This window comes from Microbacterium sp. NPDC003461, from assembly GCF_053588335.1.
Genome location: NZ_JBSFPT010000016.1, coordinates 1 through 18,077 on the forward strand (window position 1 = coordinate 1; position 18,077 = coordinate 18,077).

Genomic DNA, 18,077 nt, shown 5'->3' on the forward strand with positions numbered 1-18,077 from the left:
AGCAGCAGGGCAACCGCCCCAAGGACCAGCACGATCCATGCGACGGCACCTCGTCGGCCCCCCGTGGGGGTACCGTCGACGGCGGTCAGGCGCATCGACGACCGGCAGCCACACGTCGACGCGGTGCTCCACGACGACGAGGGTCGCGCCCGTGCGGTCGAGCACGCGCCCGACGGCGTCGCGCACCTCGGCGACGCCCGCGGGGTCGAGATTGGCGGTGGGCTCGTCGAGCAGCAGCAGGCCCGGCCGCATCGCGAGCGCCCCGGCCAGCGCGAGCCGCTGCTTCTGCCCGCCCGACAGGGCGGACGTCGAGCGGTCCAGCGGCACGTCGAGCCCGACGAGCTCGAGGGCGCTCCGCACGCGCGACCAGATCTCGTCGCGCGGCACCCCGAGGTTCTCGCAGCCGAACGCGACGTCGTCGCCCACGCGCGCGAGCACGGCCTGCGCGTCGGGATCCTGCTGCACGAGCCCCACCCGCCCGCGGGCGGACGCGGGCTCGCGCCCTTCCACGCGCAGGAAGCCGTCCTGCTCGCCCTCGTCGTCGCCGCCCAGCACGCCCGCGAGCGCGTGCAGCAGCGTGGACTTGCCCGATCCGCTCGCCCCGAGCAGCAGCACGCGCTCGCCCGGCGCGATGCGCAGATCGAGCCGACGCGCGGCCCAGCGCAGCCGCGTCGCGTACCGCCAGCCCCAGCCCGCCGCCTCGACGGCGGCGGGCACCGTCGAGGAGGCGGGCATCGGGCCGGGCGTCGGCGCGCTCAGACGCGCTTCCCGGCCGCGCGGCCGGCGGCGAAGCGGTTCAGCGCACCGGTCGCGGCGAGCCCCCGCACGATCGCCCAGCCGCCGAGGCCGGCGATGACGAGGCCCGAGACCGTCGTGGACGCGATGTAGACGGTCGTGAACAGCGCGTCCGCGCCGGGGTACCAGCTGATGCGGTCGTTGATGCCGCCTCCGAGGCCGGCACCCGCGCCCGCGAGGAGCGCGACGGGGAGGCGGAACGAGGCGTAGAGGAAGACGGCGAAGATCAGCTCGGCGCCGAGGCCCTGCACGAGGCCGGACACGATGGTGAGCGGGCCCCACTGGTTGCCGACGAGCGCCGAGATGACCGCCGCGAGCAGCTCGGTGTACAGCGCCGCGCCGGGCTTGCGGATGACGAGGCCGCCGATCACGCCGGCGATCAGCCACGGGCCGGCCAGCAGGCCGCCCAGACCGGGCAGCAGCGCGCCGATGAGGTCGCCCGGCAACTCGTAGCCGACGTTCCAGATCAGGAAGATCACGGAACAGGCGACGCCGATGACGCTGGCGACGACGATGTCGACGACCCGCCAGGTGAAGCGGCGGGACGGTGCGCCCGAGGCGGTCTCGGGCACGGACGTGGACGTGTTCATACTCTCTCCTCCCTGCGCCGGCATGATCCGGATCAGGTTCGACGGTCGAAGCGCGGATCGCTTCCTCTCAGCCCGGCTCGCCGGACTCCCGTGTGATGTGTGCGACCAGTGTAGATCCCCCGCAGGGGTGCGAGCGGCCGCGGGGCTCGACCGACCGGGTGCCCGGGCGCAGCCGGCACCTTCAGCGCCGTTGCAGGGGACGCGCCGCAGCCGCGGTACCGTAGGACCGTGACCCCCGACGATCTGCCCCGGGCGACGTCGGCCGCGGAGCTCTCCCCCGAGCCCGGTCCCCTCGATTCGCGGCCGTCGCACCTGTCCCGGCGGGCGATGCGCGAAGCGCGCCAGCGCGAGCTTCGCGCGCGCGAGAGCGCGCCGCCCGTCGCCGCACCGCCGGTGCTCGCGCCGCCCGCCGAGGAGCCCGCTCCCGGCGCGAGGCGGGGTCTGTTCGGCAAGCGCGCCGCCGCCGCGCCGCCCGCCACCCCCGCCCCCGCCCCGCCCCGCGAGGCGGCGTTCGCCGCGACGGCTGGCGGCGTGGCACCTGGCCCGGCCGAACCCGCGTCACCGGCGGGGCAGCCGCGGACCGCGGTTCTGGATCCGTCGGACGCTCCCGAGCCGGCATCCTCCCCCGAGTCGCCGTCCGTCCCCGAGCCCGTGGCCGCGCCGCGCGCCGATGACCTCACCGCGCTGGTCCCCGCGCCGACGGGGCCGGACGTGCCGCGGCTGCGATACGCCGCCGAGGGCGAGCCCCTGCCCGTGCCGGGGGACGGGCCCGCACCCGCTCACGCTCCCCGCTCCCTCGCGTGGGTCGACCCCGAGGCCGTGGCCGTGCGGTCGTCGACCGCGGCGTTCTCGACCGCGCCGCACCGGGCCGTGACCGGACCCGACCTGCTGCCGCCGCGCCGGAGCCGCACGCTCTCGGCGCTCGCGCCCGTCGCGACGGCCGGCGTGCTCGCGGCCGGGTACGTCGCCACGTGCGTGCTCTGGCCCCTCGATGCCGTGGCCCCGACGGTGACGGCCCAGCAGGTCGCCGTCGCACCCGCCGCACCGCTCACGGTGGACTGGCCCGCCGCGGGCTCCGCGGCCGTCGCGCCGGTGGGCCTGCTCGACCGCGCCGCAGCCGATTCGAGCGCCTCGCTTCCGATCGCGAGCATCACCAAGCTCGTGTCGGTGCTCATGATCCTCGAGAAGCAGCCGCTCGCCCCCGGCGAGGACGGCCCTTCCTACGGCTTCACGTGGAGCGACTACCGCGACTACCTCGACAACTACCTGTGGGCGGGCCAGTCCTCGCTGGACGTGCCCGTCGACGGCTCGCTGACGCAGTACCAGATGCTCGAGGGCATCCTGATGGGCTCCGCGAACAACTACGTCAATCGCCTCGTCGCGGAGATCTGGGGATCGAACGAGGCCTTCGCCGCCGAGGCCGCCGAGTGGCTCGCGGCACACGGGCTCGCGCACACGACGATCGTCGAGCCGAGCGGCATGGATCCCACGAACACCGCCACGGCCTCCGACGTGCTGCTGCTCGGCCAGCTCGCGCTGGAGAACCCCGTCGTCGCCGAGATCGTCGCCAAGCAGGAGACGACCCTGCCCGGCAACGCGGAGCCGGTGAGGAACTCGAATCCGCTGCTCGGCGAGGAGGGCATCGTCGGCATCAAGACCGGCACCCTCGACGAGTGGAACCTCGTCTCCGCGAAGCGCGTGGACGTCGACGGCGAGAGCGTGACGCTGCTCGCCGCAGTGCTCGGCCAGCCCGATGCCGAGGCCCGCACGAACGCGAGCCGCCAGCTGCTCGACGCGGCCGTCGCCTCGTTGCAGCCGACCACCGTGGTGCCCGCCGGCACCGTCGTCGCCTCGGTGCGGACAGAGTGGGGCGCCGCGGCCGACGTCGTCGCGGCCGAGGACGCCTCGCTCGTGCTGTGGAACGGCGCCGTCGCACCCGTCGAGCACGCCGTCGGCGACGTGCTGGGCGAGCTGAGCGGCGACGCCGTGGGGGAGCTGACGGCGACCGGATCGTTCGCGACCGAGACCATCGCGCTCGAGCTGTCGGACGACATCGGCGTGCCGAGCCTGGGCTGGCGCCTGAGCCATCCGCTCGACCTGCTCGGCCTGCGCTGAGCGGCGGCCTGCGCTGACCAGCCGCCTCCGCTGAGCCGCCTGCGCTGATCGGCCTGCGCTGAGCGGCGGGGCCGGCGCCGCGGCGCCGGCCCCGACCGATCAGGCCTCGGCGGCCGGCGCCTCCTCGACGTCGACGGCGGCGTGCTCGAACTGGCTCTGGTACAGCCGCCAGTACGCGCCCTCCCGGGCGATCAGCTCGTCGTGGGTGCCCTGCTCCACGATCGCGCCGTGCTCCATCACGAGGATGAGATCGGCGTCGCGGATGGTCGAGAGGCGGTGCGCGATGACGAACGACGTGCGCCCCTGCCGCAGCGCCGCCATGGCCTTCTGCAGCAGCAGCTCGGTGCGGGTGTCGACGGAGCTCGTCGCCTCGTCGAGGATCAGCACCTGCGGGCGGCGCACGAACGCGCGCGCGATCGTGACGAGCTGACGCTCGCCCGCCGACACGTTCGCCGCGTCCTCCTCGAGGACCGTGTCGTAGCCGTCCGGAAGCGAGTGCACGAACCGGTCGACGTAGGTCGCCTCGGCGGCCTGCTGGATCTCGTCGTCCGACGCCGCCTCGTTCCCGTAGCGGATGTTGTCGCGGATCGTGCCGGCGAACAGCCACGGGTCCTGCAGCACCATGCCCGTGCGCGAGCGCAGATCGGCCCGCGTCATCTCGCCCGTGTCCTGCCCGTCGAGCAGGATCGCGCCGCCGTCGAGCTCGTAGAAGCGCATGAGCAGGTTCACGAGCGTCGTCTTGCCCGCGCCCGTGGGGCCGACGATCGCGACGGTGTGCCCCGGCTCCACCCGGAACGACAGGTCGCGGATGAGCGGCTGGTCCGACGAGTACGAGAACGTCACATCGCGGAACTCGATGACGCCGCGGCCGTCGGCCGGGGCCGTCGGCGCGTTCTCGGCGTCGGGCTCCTCCTCGTCCTCGTCGAGCAGGGCGAACACCCGCTCGGCCGAGGCCGTGCCCGACTGCACGACGGGCAGCATGCCGCCCAGCTCCGTGAGGGGCTGCGTGAACTGCTGGGAGTACTGCACGAACGCCTGCACGTCGCCGATCCGGATCTGCCCGCTGGCCACCATGATCCCGCCGAGCACCGCGATGCCCGCGTACGTGAGGTAGCCGACGAACTGCATCGACGGCATCATGATGCCGGAGAGGAACTGCGCCTTGAACGAGGCGCCGTACAGCTCCTCGTTCTCGGCCTGGAACGCCTCGGACACCGCCTTCTCGCGGCCGAAGACCTTCACGAGCGCGTGGCCCGAGAACGACTCCTCCACGCGCGAGTTGAGCCGGCCGACCTTCTTCCACTGCGTCTGGAAGGCCTTCTGCGACTTCGGCCCGATGACGCCCATGATCACGCCGATGAGCGGGAGCGAGACGAGCGCCACGAGCGCCAGCTGCCACGAGATCGAGAACATCATGCCGACGACGCCGACGACCATCAGCAGCGACGTGATGGCGCCCGACAGCGACTGCTGCAGCGTCTGCGTCATGTTGTCGACGTCGTTCGTGACGCGGCTGATCAGCTCGCCGCGCTGCACGCGGTCGAAGTAGCGCAGCGGCAGCCGGTGGATCTTGGCCTCGATGCGCTCGCGCACGCGGAACATGGTGCGCACCATGACGACGTTCATGATGTAGCCCTGGACCCATTGCAGCAGCGCGCTCACGACGTACACCGCGATCGCCCACATGACGACGGTGCGCAGCGCCTCGAAGTCGATGCCGCTGCCCGGGGTGAAGCTCTGCATGGCGGCGACCATGTTGGCGAAGTCCTGCTGGCCGGCGGCCTCGAGCGCCTGCACGACCTGCTCCTGCGTCATGCCGGCGAACTGGTCGCCGATGAGCAGGCCCACGGCACCCTCGAACACGACGTTGGTGGCCTCGCCGAGGATCTTCGGTCCGGCGACGGCGAGCACCACGCCGACGGCCCCGAGCAGGGTCGCGAGGGCGAACACCCACGCGTACGGCTTCAGCAGCCCGATGAACCGCAGGAAGCTCGGCCAGAAGTTCTGGGGCTTGCCGCCCAGCGCGCCGGGCTCGAACCCGCCGGAGGCGATCATGGCCTCCTGCGCCTCGAGCTCCTCGGTCCGCTCGTCGGTCGTGCTCACGAGGCCACCCCCATCTGCGACTCGACGATCTCTCGGTAGGTCTGGCTCGCCTCGAGCAGCTCCTCGTGGGTGCCGACCCCCACCATGCGGCCGTCCTCCAGCACGACGATCCGGTCGGCGTCCGTGATCGTCGACACGCGCTGCGCGACGACGATCTTCGTCACCCGCGGCAGCTCGCGCCACAGCGCCTGCCGCAGCCGGGCGTCGGTCGTGAGGTCGAGGGCCGAGAACGAGTCGTCGAAGACGAGGATGTCGGGCTGGTGCACGATGGCCCTGGCGATCGCGAGGCGCTGGCGCTGGCCGCCCGAGACGTTCGTGCCGCCCTGCGAGATCGGGCTGTCGAGCTGCTCGGGCTTCTCGCGCACGAAGTCCGCCGCCTGGGCGATCTCGAGCGCGTGCCAGAGCTCCTCGTCGGTGGCGTCCTCGCGCCCGAACCGCAGGTTCGAGGCGATCGTGCCGCTGAACAGGAACGGGCGCTGCGGCACGAGGCCGATGCCCTGCCACAGCGCGTCGAGGTCGGCCTCGCGCACGTCCACGCCCTGCACGCGCACCGTGCCGGCCGTCGCGTCGAACAGGCGCGGGATGAGCGACACGAGCGTGGTCTTGCCCGCGCCGGTCGATCCGATGATCGCCACCGTCTCGCCCGGCGCCGCCGAGAACGAGATGCCCTGCAGCACCGGCTGATCGGCGCCCGGGTACGTGAACGCGACGTCGTCGAACTCGACCGTGCCGGGGAGGGGCATCTCGCGCACCGGGTCGGCGGGCCGCACGAGGGTGCTCTCGCTGTCGAGCACCTCGCCGATGCGGTCGGCCGAGACGGACGCGCGCGGGATCATGATCGCCATGAAGCTCGCCATCATGACGCCGCCGAGGATCTGGCCGACGTACTGCATGAAGGCGAAGATCGTGCCGATCTGCGTGTCGCCCGTGTTCACCTCGAACGCGCCGAACCACACGACGGCCACGACCGTGACGTTCAGCACGAGCATGACGAGCGGGAACATGAGCACGAACAGCGAGCCGACCTTGCGCCCGACGACCATGATGTCGACGTTCGCGAGCCGGAAGCGCTCCTCCTCGATCGCCTCGCGCACGAACGCCCGCACGACGCGCACGCCCGTGAGCTGCTCGCGCATCACGCGGTTCACCGCGTCGAGCCTGCCCTGGTAGGTGCGGAACAGCGGCACCATCCGCCAGATGATCAGGCCGGCGAGGATCAGCAGCACGGGGATCGACACCCCGAGGATCCAGCTGAGCCCCACGTCCTGGCGCAGCGCCATGATGATGCCGCCGATGGCCATCATGGGCGCCATCACGAGCATCGTGGCGCCCATCATGGCCAGCATCTGCACCTGCTGCACGTCGTTCGTGTTGCGGGTGATGAGCGATCCGGCGCCGAAGTGCGACACCTCGCGCTCGCTGAACGCGCTGACGCGCTCGAACACGTCGCGCCGCACGTCGCGGCCGACGCCCATCGCGGCGCGCGCGGCGCAGAACGTCGCGATGATGCCCGCGACGATCTGGCCCAGCGCGACGAGCAGCATGAGCAGGCCCGTGCGGACGATGTAGCCGACGTCGCCCTGGGCGACGCCCTGATCGATGATCGCGGCGTTCAGGGTGGGCAGGTAGAGGGCGGCGAGCGCCGAGGCGAGCTGGAACACGAGCACGCCGACGAGCATGAGGCGGTACCGCCGCAGGTAGCGGACGAGGAGCTTTCCGAGCACGGGTTCTCCGGATCACAGAAGAGAGGCGTGCCCGAACGGAGCACCGTCCGATCGTGCCACGGACCACCGACATCCGGTACCCGGGGAACCCCCGCGTCCGCTCGAGGCGGAACCCCTCAGACGAGGCCGAGCTCGCGCGCCACCGTCTCGAGGCCCGCGAGCGGCTCGTCGCCGAGCATCTGCACGCTCACGTGGTCGGCGCCCGCGTCGAGGTGGGCGCGCAGGCCCGCGACCACCGCGTCGGCCGTCGTGGGCGCGACGAGGTCGATGAGCCGGTCGGTGCCGAGATCCGCGAAGTCCGCCCGATCCACCCCGAAGCGGATGAGCGCGTTGACGTAGTTCTCGAGCCCGAAGTAGCGGCGCAGGTAGCGACGGGCGATGTACCGGCCCCGCTCCTGGTCGACGCCGACGACGGCCTTCAGCTCGGGCGCGAGCAGCGGCTCCGCGCCCAGCACCTCGCGCGCGTGCGCCGTGTGGGCGGGCACGGTGAGGTACGGGTGCGCGCCGAGCGTGCGCTCGCCGGCGAGCGCGAGGGTGCGATCGCCCAGCGCGGCGAGCAGCAGCTGGTCGCGCGGCACGCCCTCGAGCACGTCGAGGTACTCCCGCAGCGCGGTCAGCGGGCGCACGCGCTCCGGCGTCACCTCGCGGTGGCCCGATCCGATGCCCAGCACGAAGCGGCCGGGGTGGCGCTCCTCGATGCGGCGGAAGGACGCCGCGACCGGCCGCGCCTCGTCCTTCCAGATGTTGACGATGCCCGTCGCGACGACGATCCGCTCGGTCGCGTCGAGCGCGCGCTCCACGACCTCCAGGTCGGCCGCCGGACTGCCGCCGATCCAGAGCGTGCCGTAGCCGAGCCGCTCCACGCCCGCGGCGAAGTCGGCGTCGACGCCCGACTCCCACCGCCACACGCCGTAGGTCCCGAGGTCCTGCTTGCTCGTCATGCTCGTCCTCCTCCTGGCTTGCGGTCTGTCCTGACGTGCGGTCCGCCCTACTCGCCGGGCACGCGATCCCACAGTGGCTGCGGCGCGCGATGCGCGAACGCCTCGTCCACGTGCCGCCGCGTCACCTCGGCCAGCGTGGCCGGGTTCCAGCGCGGGTCGCGGTCCTTGTCCACCACCTGCGCCCTGATGCCCTCGGGCATGTCGGGCTGCGTGCGCACGAAGTACGACACGAGGTGGTACTCCTGCTCGATCGCGGCGCTCAGCCCGGGCAGCTCGCGCGCGCGGCGCACGGCGCGCAGGGTGACCTCGAGCGCGAGCGGCGCGCGCCGCTCCAGCTCGGCGAGGGCCGCGGCGGGCGTGATCTCGCCCTCGCCCTCGCCCATGCCGCGCAGGCGGTCCATGATCTCCGTCACCGAGCCGGCCGAGAACGCCTCGTCGATCCACGGCCGCGCGCGCTCGACGGGGCCCGCCTCGGGCGACTCGTCGAAGAGCAGCACGAGCTCGTTCGGCGTGCCGGGATCGGCGCGCGTCTCGAGCGCGTGGCGCAGGTCGCCCAGGTGTGCGGAGGGCACGAGGTGGTCGGCGAAGCCGCAGTGGATCGCGTCGCCCGGCCCCATCGTCCAGCTCGTGAGCGCCAGGAACTCGCCGAGCCGGCCCGGCGCGTGCGACAGCAGCCACGATCCGCCCACGTCCGGCGTGAAGCCGAGCCGCGTCTCGGGCATGGCCAGCCGCGAGCGCTCGGTCACGACCCGCACCGACGCGTGGGCCGAGAGCCCGATGCCGCCGCCCATCGTGACGCCGTCCATGAACGCGACCACCGGCTTCGGGTACGCGCCGATGAGCGCGTTGGCCCGGTACTCGGCGAGGAAGAAGGCGTCGACGGACGCGAGGTCGCCGGACGCGATGCCCTCGCGCAGCGCGCGCACGTCGCCGCCGGAGCACAGGCCCCGATCCCCCGCGCCGTCGATGAGGACGATCTGGACGTCCGGTTCGTCGCGCCAGGCGCGCAGCGTCGCGAGGATCGTCTCCACCATGCCGACATCGACGGCGTTGATCGCCTCGGGGCGGTTCAGCGTGAGGCGGCCGACGCCGCCTGCGGTGCGGACCAGGACGCGGTCGGGGCTGTCGGTGGCGCTCACGTCGGCCACGTTACCGGGGCGACGGCGAGCCGGCGCCGCTGATGGTCGGGGCGCCGCGCGCGGGCCGCGGGCCCGTCGATCCGGTATTCCCCCGGTCCATCCGCCAAGATAGAGGTGAACGCTTCATGACGAGAGGGGCCGCATGGCCGACGGGAAAGTGCTCGAGTTCACCGGGGTGACGAAGGTCTTCGGCGACGTCGCCGCCGTCTCCGACCTCACCGCACGGATCGAGCCCGGTTCCGTTACCGCCTTCCTGGGGCCGAACGGCGCCGGCAAGACGACCACCCTGCGCATCCTGCTGGGGCAGCTCAAGCCCACGAGCGGGCAGGCCACCATCGGTGGCACGCCCTACGCGCGCATCTCCGCTCCGGCCCGCACGGTCGGCTGGGTGGGCGAGTCCGAGATGGGCTTCCGCCCCCGCCGCACCGCCGTGCGCCACCTCACGTCGATCGCGAAGTCCGCCGGCATCCCCACGGATCGCGTGCGCGAGGTGCTCGACCTCGTCGGCCTCGCCGACGTGGCCGAGATGCGGATCGGCGGCTACTCGCTCGGCATGCGCCAGCGGCTCAGCGTGGCGCAGGCCCTGCTCGGCGATCCCGGAGTGCTCGTGTTCGACGAGCCCGCGAACGGTCTCGACCCCGAGGGCATCCGCTGGATGCGCCTGCTCATGCGCAGCCTGGCCGACGAGGGCCGCACGGTGCTGATGTCGTCGCACCTGCTCAGCGAGGTGCAGCAGATCGCCGATCGCATCCTGATCATGTCGAACGGCAACCTCGTGTTCAACGGCGGCATCGAGCAGCTCGCCGAGGTCGAGGCGCCCGTCGTCGCGGTGGACTCGCCCGACCGCGCCGCGCTCTCGGCGCTGCTGCGCGAACGAGGCTTCGACTGCGAGGTGCTGCGCTCGGGCGTGAACGTGCGCGGCGCGACCGCCGAGGAGATCGGCATGCTCGCCGCCTCGGCCGGCATCCCGCTGTCGACGCTGCACCAGCGCACGCCGAGCCTGGAGGACGTGTTCCTCGACCTCGTGAGCGGCCGCCGCTCGCAGCAGACCGCCGCGCTGGGCGCGCCGACGGCCTCGCCCGCGACGCCCGCCGCGGCGCCGGCGGTCGAGGAGCGGATCATCGCGCCGGCGGCGGACGAGGGGCCCGCGGTCGCCGACGTGCCGGCGCGCGACGCGGCCGGGACCGCGGAGCCCGCTGGCGACCCGGACGCCGAGGTCGACCTCGCCGCGATCGCCGGGCTGGGCGGCGCGGCGGGCGTGACGGGCCTCGCGGGCGCGGCGGCCACGGCGTTCGCCGCGGATGCCACGAGCGACCCCGAGCCGCTGCCGGGCGCGCGCACCGCCGCCGAGCTGGAAGACGTGGCGGACGACGCGGACGAGACGGACGAGGAGCGGCCGGACGAGGCCGCCGGCGACGGCGACGGCGACCAGGACGGCGAGTCCGCCGGCGACGCGGACCACGGCAGTGCGGAGCCGGCGGTGGAGGCCGCGTCGACGTTCGCGGAACCCGCCGACGCGCACACGGACGACGCGGAGGCGTCGGCCGAACCCGGCACGGAGGATGCGGCGCCCGCGACCCCGGCGGACGCCGCGCCGAGCTTCGCCGACGTGCTGGCCGCCGTGGAGCGGGAGTCGGCCGAGTTCGACGGCCCGCGGGAGGAGACGACCGAGGGCGCGGAGGGGACGCCTGCGGAGGCCCCCGCCGAGGCGGGATCCGAGGATGCCGCCGACAGCCCCTGGGCCGTGGGCCCGAGCTTCGCCGATCGCCTCGGCGGCGCGGCGGACGCGCCGGCGGGCGATGCGCCCTTCGATGCGGAGTTCCTCCCGAGCCACCTGCTCGAGACGCAGGCGATGGACGTGGTCCCGGATGGCGATCCGGAGGCGGTCGCGGAGGTCGTCGAGGCGGAGCTGATCGACGACCCGCGCGGCGCTGAGGAGCAGCGCGACGCGGATCGGGGTCACGAGCAGGGCGAGGCGGACGGCGACGCGCCGCACGGCGAGGACACCGAGCGGCGCGACTGAGCGCACCGCTCGCGTCGACGCCCCGGCGGGCTCAGCTCGCGGGCGCGGGCCGTGCGGCGGGTGCGCGCTTGGGCGCGGGCTTCTTCGCGGGGGCGGGCTCGCCGCTCGGTTCCTTCTTGGTCGCCGGCTTCCTCGGGGCCGCCGTGCCGGCCAGCTGCGCGACGTCGGCCGCCTCGGGAACCTCGTCGAGCCGCAGCGCCTGCACGAGCGCCACGCCGTGCCGCGTCGAGAGGATGACGCGCGAGAACGCCTCGCCACCGTTCGGCTCGGTGCCGTGCAGCTCGGTACCCTGCAGCTCGATGACCACGCCGTGACGCTTGCGGCCGTTGAGCACCACGAAGTCCGTGCCCTTCGACGCGCGCCAGGTGCCCATGGCCAGCGCGCCGGGCAGGTGCGTGCCGGCCGCGCGGATCCCGCGCAGCCACGTCCAGGGCTCGTCCGTGAGCTGCACGCGACGGATCGCCTGGCGCTCGATCTTGAGCGATTCCCTGCGGAAGGCGAGAGCGCGCTCGGTCGGCGACAGCACGATCTCGAGCCGCGTCTGATCGAGGAGCAGCGTCACCATGGACCCATCCTGGCATGCGGCGGCCCGCGCCGAGCCGTCGGTCCGCGACGAACGCGCACGGCGCCCCTTGGCCGCTTCCCACACTCGGCGATCCGGCGCGGCGACGGCGTTCCGCACCGTCGAGCCACCCCGCTCCCGCGGTGAGAGACTGAAGCGGTGACGCTGATCGACCCGGCCCCCACCACGGCCGACGCGCTCGCCCGCGCGGCGCGCGGCGCCCGGCTGGGCGCCGATGACGCCCTCGCGCTGCTGCGCGCCGAGGGCGGCGAGTTCGAGCAGGTGCTCGGGCTCGCCGCCCGGATGCGCGACGAGGGCCTCGAGGCCGCCGGACGCGCGGGCATCATCACCTACTCGCGCAAGGTGTTCATCCCGCTCACCACGCTGTGCCGCGACCGCTGCCACTACTGCGTCTTCGTCGACACCCCCGGCCAGCTGCTCAAGAAGCACAAGCCCGCGTACATGTCCGAGGAGCAGGTGCTCGCCGTCGCCCGCCGCGGCGCCGCCATGGGCTGCAAGGAGGCGCTGCTCACCCTCGGCGACCGGCCCGAGGACCGCTGGCCCGAGGCCCGCGCGTGGCTCGACGAGCACGGCTACTCCTCCACGCTCGAGTACGTCGGGGCCATGGCGCGCCTCATCACGGCCGAGACGGGCATGCTCGCCCATCTGAACCCGGGCGTCATGCGCCCCGACGAGCTCGAGATGCTGCGGCCGACCGCGCCGTCGATGGGCGTCATGCTCGAGACCACGTCGCGCCGCGTGTTCGAGGAGCCCGGTCAGGTGCACTACGGCTCGCCCGACAAGGATCCGGCCGTGCGCCTGAACCTCATCGACGACGCCGGCCGCGCGCGGATCCCGTTCACGACGGGCATCCTCGTGAGCATCGGCGAGGAGCTGCGCGACCGCGCCGAGTCGATCGTGGCGCTGCGCGACGCGCACGACCGCCACGGGCACATCCAGGAGGTCATCGTCCAGAACTTCCGGGCCAAGCCGCGCACGGCCGCCGCCGGGGCGCCGGACGCGTCGCTGCGCGAGTACGCCGCGGCCGTGGCGGTGACGCGGATCGTCATGGGGCCCGGCATGCGGGTGCAGGTGCCGCCGAACCTCTCGGACCCTGCGGAGTTCGGCCTGCTCGTGCGCGCCGGCATCGACGACTGGGGCGGCGTCTCGCCGCTCACCGCCGACCACGTGAACCCGGAGCGCCCGTGGCCGCACCTCGACGACCTCGCGGCGGCGACGTCGGAGCTGGGCTTCACGCTGCGCGAGCGGCTGACCGCGCACCCGCGGTACGTGCGCGACGCGGAATGGATCAATCCGGCCCTGCGTCCCGCCGTGCTCGCGCTCGCCGACGAGGCCGGGCTGGCGGTCGAGGGGCTGCGGCCGACCGGGGCGCTTTCTGTGGTCGCTTCATCTCCGGCGCTGCGCGCCTCCGTTCAGCAACCGATGGGTTCCCCCTCCCCGGTAACCGAACGGAACGGCGCAGCCGCACGGCAACCCGGCAGGGTCATCTCGTCCGGCTCCACCGGCCTCATCGCCGCCGTCATCGACCGGGCCGCGCAGGATCCCGCCTCGCTCGAGGACGACGAGTGGGAGCGCCTGCTGCTCGCCACGGGCGACGACCTCGAGGCCCTCGTGCGCACGGCCGACGACGTGCGGCGCTACACGGTGGGCGAGGCGGTGAGCATCGTCGCGAACCGCAACATCGCCTCGTCCGGGTATCGGTCGACGGGACGCGGCCCGGCGACCGTCCGCGCGGCCGGCGTGCAGCAGGAGGGCGAGGCCTTCGACCTCGACACGCTCGCGGAGGCCACGCGGGACGCGTGGGATCTCGGGCTCGGCGAGGTGTGCGTCCAGGGTCTGATCGACCCCGCCGAGCCGGCCGAGAGCTACCTCGCGATCGCGCGCACCGTGAAGCATGCCGCACCCGGCATGCACCTGCACGCGTACCGCCCGCAGGACGTCGTCGACCTCGCCGACCGATCCGGCCTGGGCCTGGCAGGCGCCCTCCGCGCCCTGCGCGAGGCGGGGGTCGACTCCGTGCCCGGGACCGGCATCAAGCTCGCCAGCGAGCGTGTGCGCGCCCTCGTCGCGCCGGGCGACCTGGAGATCGAGCGCTGGATCGAGACGATCACGGCCGCGCACGAGGCCGGGTTCTCATCGACGTCCGTGATGTTCTACGGCCACGTCGAGACCGCCGCCGAGCGGATCGCGCACCTGCGCACCCTGCTGGCGATCCAGGCCCGCACGGGCGGCTTCACGGAGTTCGTGCCGATCCCGCTGCCCGGGCCGGACGGCGGCGTGCCCCTCGTCGCGGGGCGCGCCGGGCTCGACGAGCACCGGGCGATGATGGCCGTCGCGCGCCTCATGCTCGGTGAGTCCATCCGGCACCTGCAGGTGCCGTGGACGCGCCACGACCGCGACGCCACGGCCGAGCTGCTGCGCAGCGGCGCCGACGACCTGGGCGGCACGCTGCTCGACGGGCGCGTGCTGCCGCGGGCCGGCATCGAGGCCGGGCAGGAGCTGCCACTGGCCGAGGCGCGCCGCATCGCGCTGCGCCTGTTCCGCCCCTTCCGGCTGCGCACGACGACGTATGCCGAGCCGACGGCCGAGCGCAAGGCGGCGGCCGAGGCCGGCGCCGCCGGCACGCCCGCCGCCCCGGAGACGGCCGGATGACCACGGTCATCGTCGGCGCCGGCTTCGCCGGGATCGCCGCGGCGATCGCGCTGCGGCGGCAGGGGATCGACGACTTCGTGCTGCTCGAGCGCGCCGACGCCGTCGGGGGCACGTGGCGCGACAACACGTACCCGGGCGTCGCGTGCGACGTGCCCTCGCACCTGTACGGCCTCGCGTCACACCCGTGGCCGGAGTGGTCGCGCACCTTTGCGCCGGGCCACGAGATCCGCGCCTACCTCGAGCACGTCGTCCGCACCGAGTGCCTCGAGCGTCACCTGCGCCTGGGCACCGCGCTCGCCGGCGCCCGTTGGGACGGCGCGCGGTGGATCGTCCGCACCGCGGGCGGCGCGCGGATGCACAACGAAGGAGATGCGGCCGCATCCCCCACCGGAAGGGCCTCCGCGGCGTCCGATCCGCACGATCTTCCTTCGTTGTGCAGCGACGAGTTCACCGCCGATCACCTGATCCTCGCGTGCGGGCGGCTCACCGAGCCGCGCATCCCGCATATCGCCGGGCTGGAGACGTTCCCCGGCCCTGTGGTGCACTCCGCGCGCTGGCGCGACGACGTGCCGCTGCACGGCGCGCGCATCGCGGTGGCCGGCACCGGGGCCAGCGCCGTGCAGCTCGTGCCGGAGCTCGTGCGCCGCGGCGCGCGGGTCACGCTCATGCAGCGCACGCCGGCGTGGATCGTGCCGCGCGGCGACCGGGCCGTCTCGCCGGACGAGCGGCGCGCGTGGCGCGAGGATCCCGCGGCGCTGCGGGAGGTCCGCGAGCGCCTCTACGCGGAGGGCGAGGCGCGCTTCGCGTCGCGCTCGGGGGATCCGCGCGCAGCGCCGGAGGCGCGGGCGATCGCGCTCGCGCACCTCGAGGCGCAGGTGCCCGATCCGGCCCTGCGCCGCGCCCTCACGCCCGAGTACGCGTTCGGGTGCCGGCGCGTGCTGCTCAGCGACGACTTCTACCCCGCGATCGCCTCGGGCGCCGTCACCCTCGTGCCGAGCGCGCTGGCCGCCGCCGACGGATCCGCGCTCATCGCCGCCGACGGCACCCGGCACGAGGCCGACGCGCTCGTCCTCGCCACCGGCTTCCAGGCCGCGCGCCAGCCGTACGCGCACCTCGTGACCGGCGCGCACGGCCGCACGCTCGACGAGCACTGGTCGGGCGGATACACCGCCGTCGGCTCGACGCTCGTGCACGGCTTCCCGAACCTCTTCGTGCTCGGCGGGCCCAACGCCGCGCTCGGGCACAACTCGGCCGTGCTCGTGCTCGAGGCGCAGGCCGCGTTCGCCGCGGAGCTCGTCGCCGTCGGCGCCCCCGTGCGGGTCACGGCCGAGGAAGAAGCCGAGGCCTCGAGCGAGATCGACGCCCTCGCCGCCGGCACCCCCTGGCTCACCGGGGGCTGCCGCAGCTGGTACGTCGACGAGCGCAGCGGCCGACTCACCCTGCTGTGGCCGGGCACCGTCGACGCGTTCCGCGCGCGCCTCGACCGCGTGCGCGACCGTGTGATCCGCACCATCCCATCCGCCACGACCGTAGGAGCACCATGACCGTTCCCATCCGATTCGGCTACAAGGCCTCCTCCGAGCAGTTCGGCCCGCGCGAGCTGCTCGACTACGCCGTGCTGGCCGAGGAGGTCGGCTTCGACTCCGTCTTCCTCAGCGACCACCTGCAGCCGTGGATGCACGAGGGCGGCCACGCCCCCGCCGCGCTGCCGTGGCTCGGATCCGTCGGCGAGCGCACCTCGCGCGTGCTGCTGGGCACCTCGGTGCTCACGCCGACCTTCCGCTACCACCCCGGCGTCGTCGCGCAGGCGTTCGGCACGCTCGGGGCGATGTACCCGGGCCGCATGATCCTGGGCGTGGGCACGGGTGAGGCGCTCAACGAGGTGACCCTCGGCCTCGAGTGGCCGGAGCCGCCCGAGCGGTTCCAGCGCATGAAGGAGGCGATCACCCTCATCCGCCGGCTCTGGGAGGGCGAGCGGGTCACCTTCGAGGGCACCTACTACTCCGTGAGCAACGCGACGATCTACGACCGACCCGAGCAGCCCGTGCCGGTGTACATCGGCGCCTCGGGGCCCGCGGCGACGCGCCTGGCGGGGCGGATGGCGGACGGCTGGATCACGACGAGCGGCAAGGGCGACGAGCTCTACACCGACAAGCTCATCCCGGCCTTCGAGGAGGGGCTCGAGAAGGGCGGGCGCCGCCGCGACGACGTCGACACGATGATCGAGGTCAAGGTCTCGTTCCGCCCCGACAAGGCGAAGGCGCTCGAGAACACGCGCTTCTGGGCGCCGCTGGCTCTGAAGCCCGAGGAGAAGACGGGCGTGCACGATCCGATGGAGATGCAGCGCCTGGCGCAGGAGCTGCCGATCGAGCGCGCCGCGAGCCGCTTCATCGTGAGCGACGACGTCGAGGAGCACATCGCCGCGATCGAGCGCTATCTCGACCTCGGCTTCCGCCACCTCGTGTTCCACGACCCGGGTCACGACCAGGAGGCCTTCCTGCGCCTCTACGGCGAGGAGGTGCTGCCGCGCCTGCGCGAGCGGCACCGCTCGTGAGCGGCGCCCGCGGCTGGAGCATCGTCGTCCCCGTCAAGCCGGCGGCGATCGGCAAGTCGCGGCTGGCGGTGCCCGGCGTCGACCGCGCCGCGCTGGCCCGCGCCATCGCGCTCGACACCGTCGCGGCCGTCGCCCGCGCGGGGAGCGTGGCCGAGGTGATCGTGGTGACCGCCGACCACGGCGTGCGCACGGCCCTCTCCACCCTGCACAACGAAGGAGTTCGGGGCGGGGATCGGGCCGAACGGGCCCGATCGGCGGGTGCGGCGGAGGAATCTCCTTCGTTGTGCAGGCTGCGCGCCGTCGCGGACCCGGGCGGCGGGCTGAACGCGGCGATCGCGGCGGGCCTGGCGGCGGCCGCCGGGGGCGCGAAGGCGGCGCTGCTCGGCGACCTGCCGGCGCTGCGTCCGGACGATCTCGACGCGGCGCTGGCCGCCGCCGGGGAGGGACCGGCCGCGGTGCCGGATGCCGAGGGCACGGGGACGACGCTGCTCGCGCACGCCGAGCCGGCGATCCTGCGCTTCGGTGCGGACTCGTTCGCGCGGCACCTCGCCGCCGGCGCCGCCCGCCTCGACATCGCCGAGACGAGCACGCTGCGGCACGACGTCGACACGGCCGCCCAGCTGGATGAGGCCCGCGCCCTCGGCCTGGGCCCCCGCACGGCGGCCCTGCTCCCCTGACGCGGCGCCGCGGTGCTCCGCAACCGATCAGTGCCACCCCTCGGTTGCTGAACGAAGTGAGCGCCAGCGAACGAAGATGAAGCGACCACAGCAACTCCACGCCGGCTGCGGTGGTCGCTTCATCTCCGCGACTCCGCCGCTGGAGTTCCGCAGCCGATGGGTGCAACCCACCGCCGCTCCA

Annotated in this window: 13 protein-coding genes and 1 riboswitch; of the genes, 6 read left to right on the plus strand and 7 right to left on the minus strand. The window is 73.9% G+C overall.

The window, feature by feature from the left end; genetic code table 11:
• Both ACWDR7_RS07965 and ACWDR7_RS07970 read right to left on the minus strand, forming a co-directional pair.
• Nucleotides 1–735, minus strand: a 735-nt coding sequence (locus ACWDR7_RS07965; protein ID WP_449854392.1) for an ABC transporter ATP-binding protein, incomplete at its 3' end; no start/stop codon positions are given.
• Between the two features lie 20 nt (nucleotides 736–755).
• A complete protein-coding gene (locus ACWDR7_RS07970) occupies nucleotides 756–1,385 on the minus strand; it encodes an ECF transporter S component (protein ID WP_449854393.1) in 630 nt (209 codons plus the stop codon).
• Nucleotides 1,377–1,487: riboswitch (TPP riboswitch) on the minus strand. It overlaps the preceding gene by 9 nt.
• 126 nt (nucleotides 1,488–1,613) lie before the next feature.
• Here ACWDR7_RS07970 and ACWDR7_RS07975 point away from each other — a divergent pair.
• On the plus strand, nucleotides 1,614–3,500 hold the full coding sequence (locus tag ACWDR7_RS07975) for a D-alanyl-D-alanine carboxypeptidase (RefSeq protein ID WP_449854394.1): 1,887 nt from the start codon (nucleotides 1,614–1,616) through the stop codon (nucleotides 3,498–3,500).
• A 99-nt stretch (nucleotides 3,501–3,599) separates the two neighbouring features.
• On the opposite strand, the gene ACWDR7_RS07980 is transcribed toward ACWDR7_RS07975, so the two are convergent.
• The 4 genes from ACWDR7_RS07980 to ACWDR7_RS07995 form a co-directional block, all read right to left on the minus strand.
• Nucleotides 3,600–5,555 carry an ABC transporter ATP-binding protein gene (locus ACWDR7_RS07980; protein WP_449854440.1) on the minus strand — a complete coding sequence of 652 codons (1,956 nt, stop codon included), beginning with the start codon at nucleotides 5,553–5,555 and terminating at the stop codon, nucleotides 3,600–3,602.
• Between the two features lie 44 nt (nucleotides 5,556–5,599).
• Nucleotides 5,600–7,327, minus strand: a complete 1,728-nt coding sequence (locus ACWDR7_RS07985; RefSeq protein WP_449854395.1) for an ABC transporter ATP-binding protein — start codon at nucleotides 7,325–7,327, stop codon at nucleotides 5,600–5,602.
• Nucleotides 7,328–7,443: 116 nt separating this feature from the next.
• Nucleotides 7,444–8,268 (minus strand): TIGR03620 family F420-dependent LLM class oxidoreductase, encoded by an 825-nt coding sequence (locus tag ACWDR7_RS07990; protein ID WP_449854396.1) that lies wholly within the window; start codon nucleotides 8,266–8,268, stop codon nucleotides 7,444–7,446.
• Nucleotides 8,269–8,315: 47 nt separating this feature from the next.
• Nucleotides 8,316–9,416, minus strand: a complete 1,101-nt coding sequence (locus tag ACWDR7_RS07995) for an enoyl-CoA hydratase/isomerase family protein (RefSeq protein ID WP_449854397.1) — start codon at nucleotides 9,414–9,416, stop codon at nucleotides 8,316–8,318.
• A 133-nt stretch (nucleotides 9,417–9,549) separates the two neighbouring features.
• On the opposite strand from ACWDR7_RS07995, the gene ACWDR7_RS08000 reads away from it, so the two are divergent.
• Complete coding sequence (locus tag ACWDR7_RS08000; RefSeq protein ID WP_449854398.1) at nucleotides 9,550–11,430, plus strand: ABC transporter ATP-binding protein; 1,881 nt, start codon at nucleotides 9,550–9,552, stop codon at nucleotides 11,428–11,430.
• 31 nt (nucleotides 11,431–11,461) lie between these two features.
• Here ACWDR7_RS08000 and ACWDR7_RS08005 read toward each other — a convergent pair whose 3' ends face one another.
• Complete coding sequence (locus ACWDR7_RS08005; protein WP_449854399.1) at nucleotides 11,462–11,995, minus strand: hypothetical protein; 534 nt, start codon at nucleotides 11,993–11,995, stop codon at nucleotides 11,462–11,464.
• A 156-nt stretch (nucleotides 11,996–12,151) separates the two neighbouring features.
• On the opposite strand from ACWDR7_RS08005, the gene cofG reads away from it, so the two are divergent.
• From cofG to cofC, 4 genes are read left to right on the plus strand one after another with little or no spacing between them, the layout of a single operon-like run.
• A complete protein-coding gene (cofG, locus tag ACWDR7_RS08010) occupies nucleotides 12,152–14,665 on the plus strand; it encodes a 7,8-didemethyl-8-hydroxy-5-deazariboflavin synthase CofG (RefSeq protein WP_449854400.1) in 2,514 nt (837 codons plus the stop codon).
• On the plus strand, nucleotides 14,662–16,209 hold the full coding sequence (locus ACWDR7_RS08015) for a flavin-containing monooxygenase (RefSeq protein WP_449854401.1): 1,548 nt from the start codon (nucleotides 14,662–14,664) through the stop codon (nucleotides 16,207–16,209). Before cofG ends, ACWDR7_RS08015 begins: the two co-directional genes overlap by 4 nt.
• Nucleotides 16,206–17,219, plus strand: coding sequence for a glucose-6-phosphate dehydrogenase (coenzyme-F420) (gene fgd, locus ACWDR7_RS08020; protein WP_449854402.1), 1,014 nt, complete (start codon nucleotides 16,206–16,208; stop codon nucleotides 17,217–17,219). The genes ACWDR7_RS08015 and fgd overlap by 4 nt, the downstream gene beginning before the upstream one ends.
• Entirely contained in the window at nucleotides 17,216–17,896 is a 681-nt protein-coding gene (gene cofC, locus ACWDR7_RS08025) for a 2-phospho-L-lactate guanylyltransferase (RefSeq protein WP_449854403.1), read from the plus strand. The genes fgd and cofC overlap by 4 nt, the downstream gene beginning before the upstream one ends.
• Nucleotides 17,897–18,077 lie beyond the last annotated feature (181 nt).

Coding starts and splice junctions, on each gene's coding strand:
- ACWDR7_RS07970 (WP_449854393.1), bottom strand. CDS start 1,385: ATGAACACGTCCACGTCCGTGCCCGAGACCGCCTCGGGCGCACCGTCC.
- ACWDR7_RS07980 (WP_449854440.1), bottom strand. CDS start 5,555: ATGATCGCCTCCGGCGGGTTCGAGCCCGGCGCGCTGGGCGGCAAGCCC.
- ACWDR7_RS07990 (WP_449854396.1), bottom strand. CDS start 8,268: ATGACGAGCAAGCAGGACCTCGGGACCTACGGCGTGTGGCGGTGGGAG.
- ACWDR7_RS08000 (WP_449854398.1), top strand. CDS start 9,550: ATGGCCGACGGGAAAGTGCTCGAGTTCACCGGGGTGACGAAGGTCTTC.
- ACWDR7_RS08005 (WP_449854399.1), bottom strand. CDS start 11,995: ATGGTGACGCTGCTCCTCGATCAGACGCGGCTCGAGATCGTGCTGTCG.
- ACWDR7_RS08015 (WP_449854401.1), top strand. CDS start 14,662: ATGACCACGGTCATCGTCGGCGCCGGCTTCGCCGGGATCGCCGCGGCG.
- fgd (WP_449854402.1), top strand. CDS start 16,206: ATGACCGTTCCCATCCGATTCGGCTACAAGGCCTCCTCCGAGCAGTTC.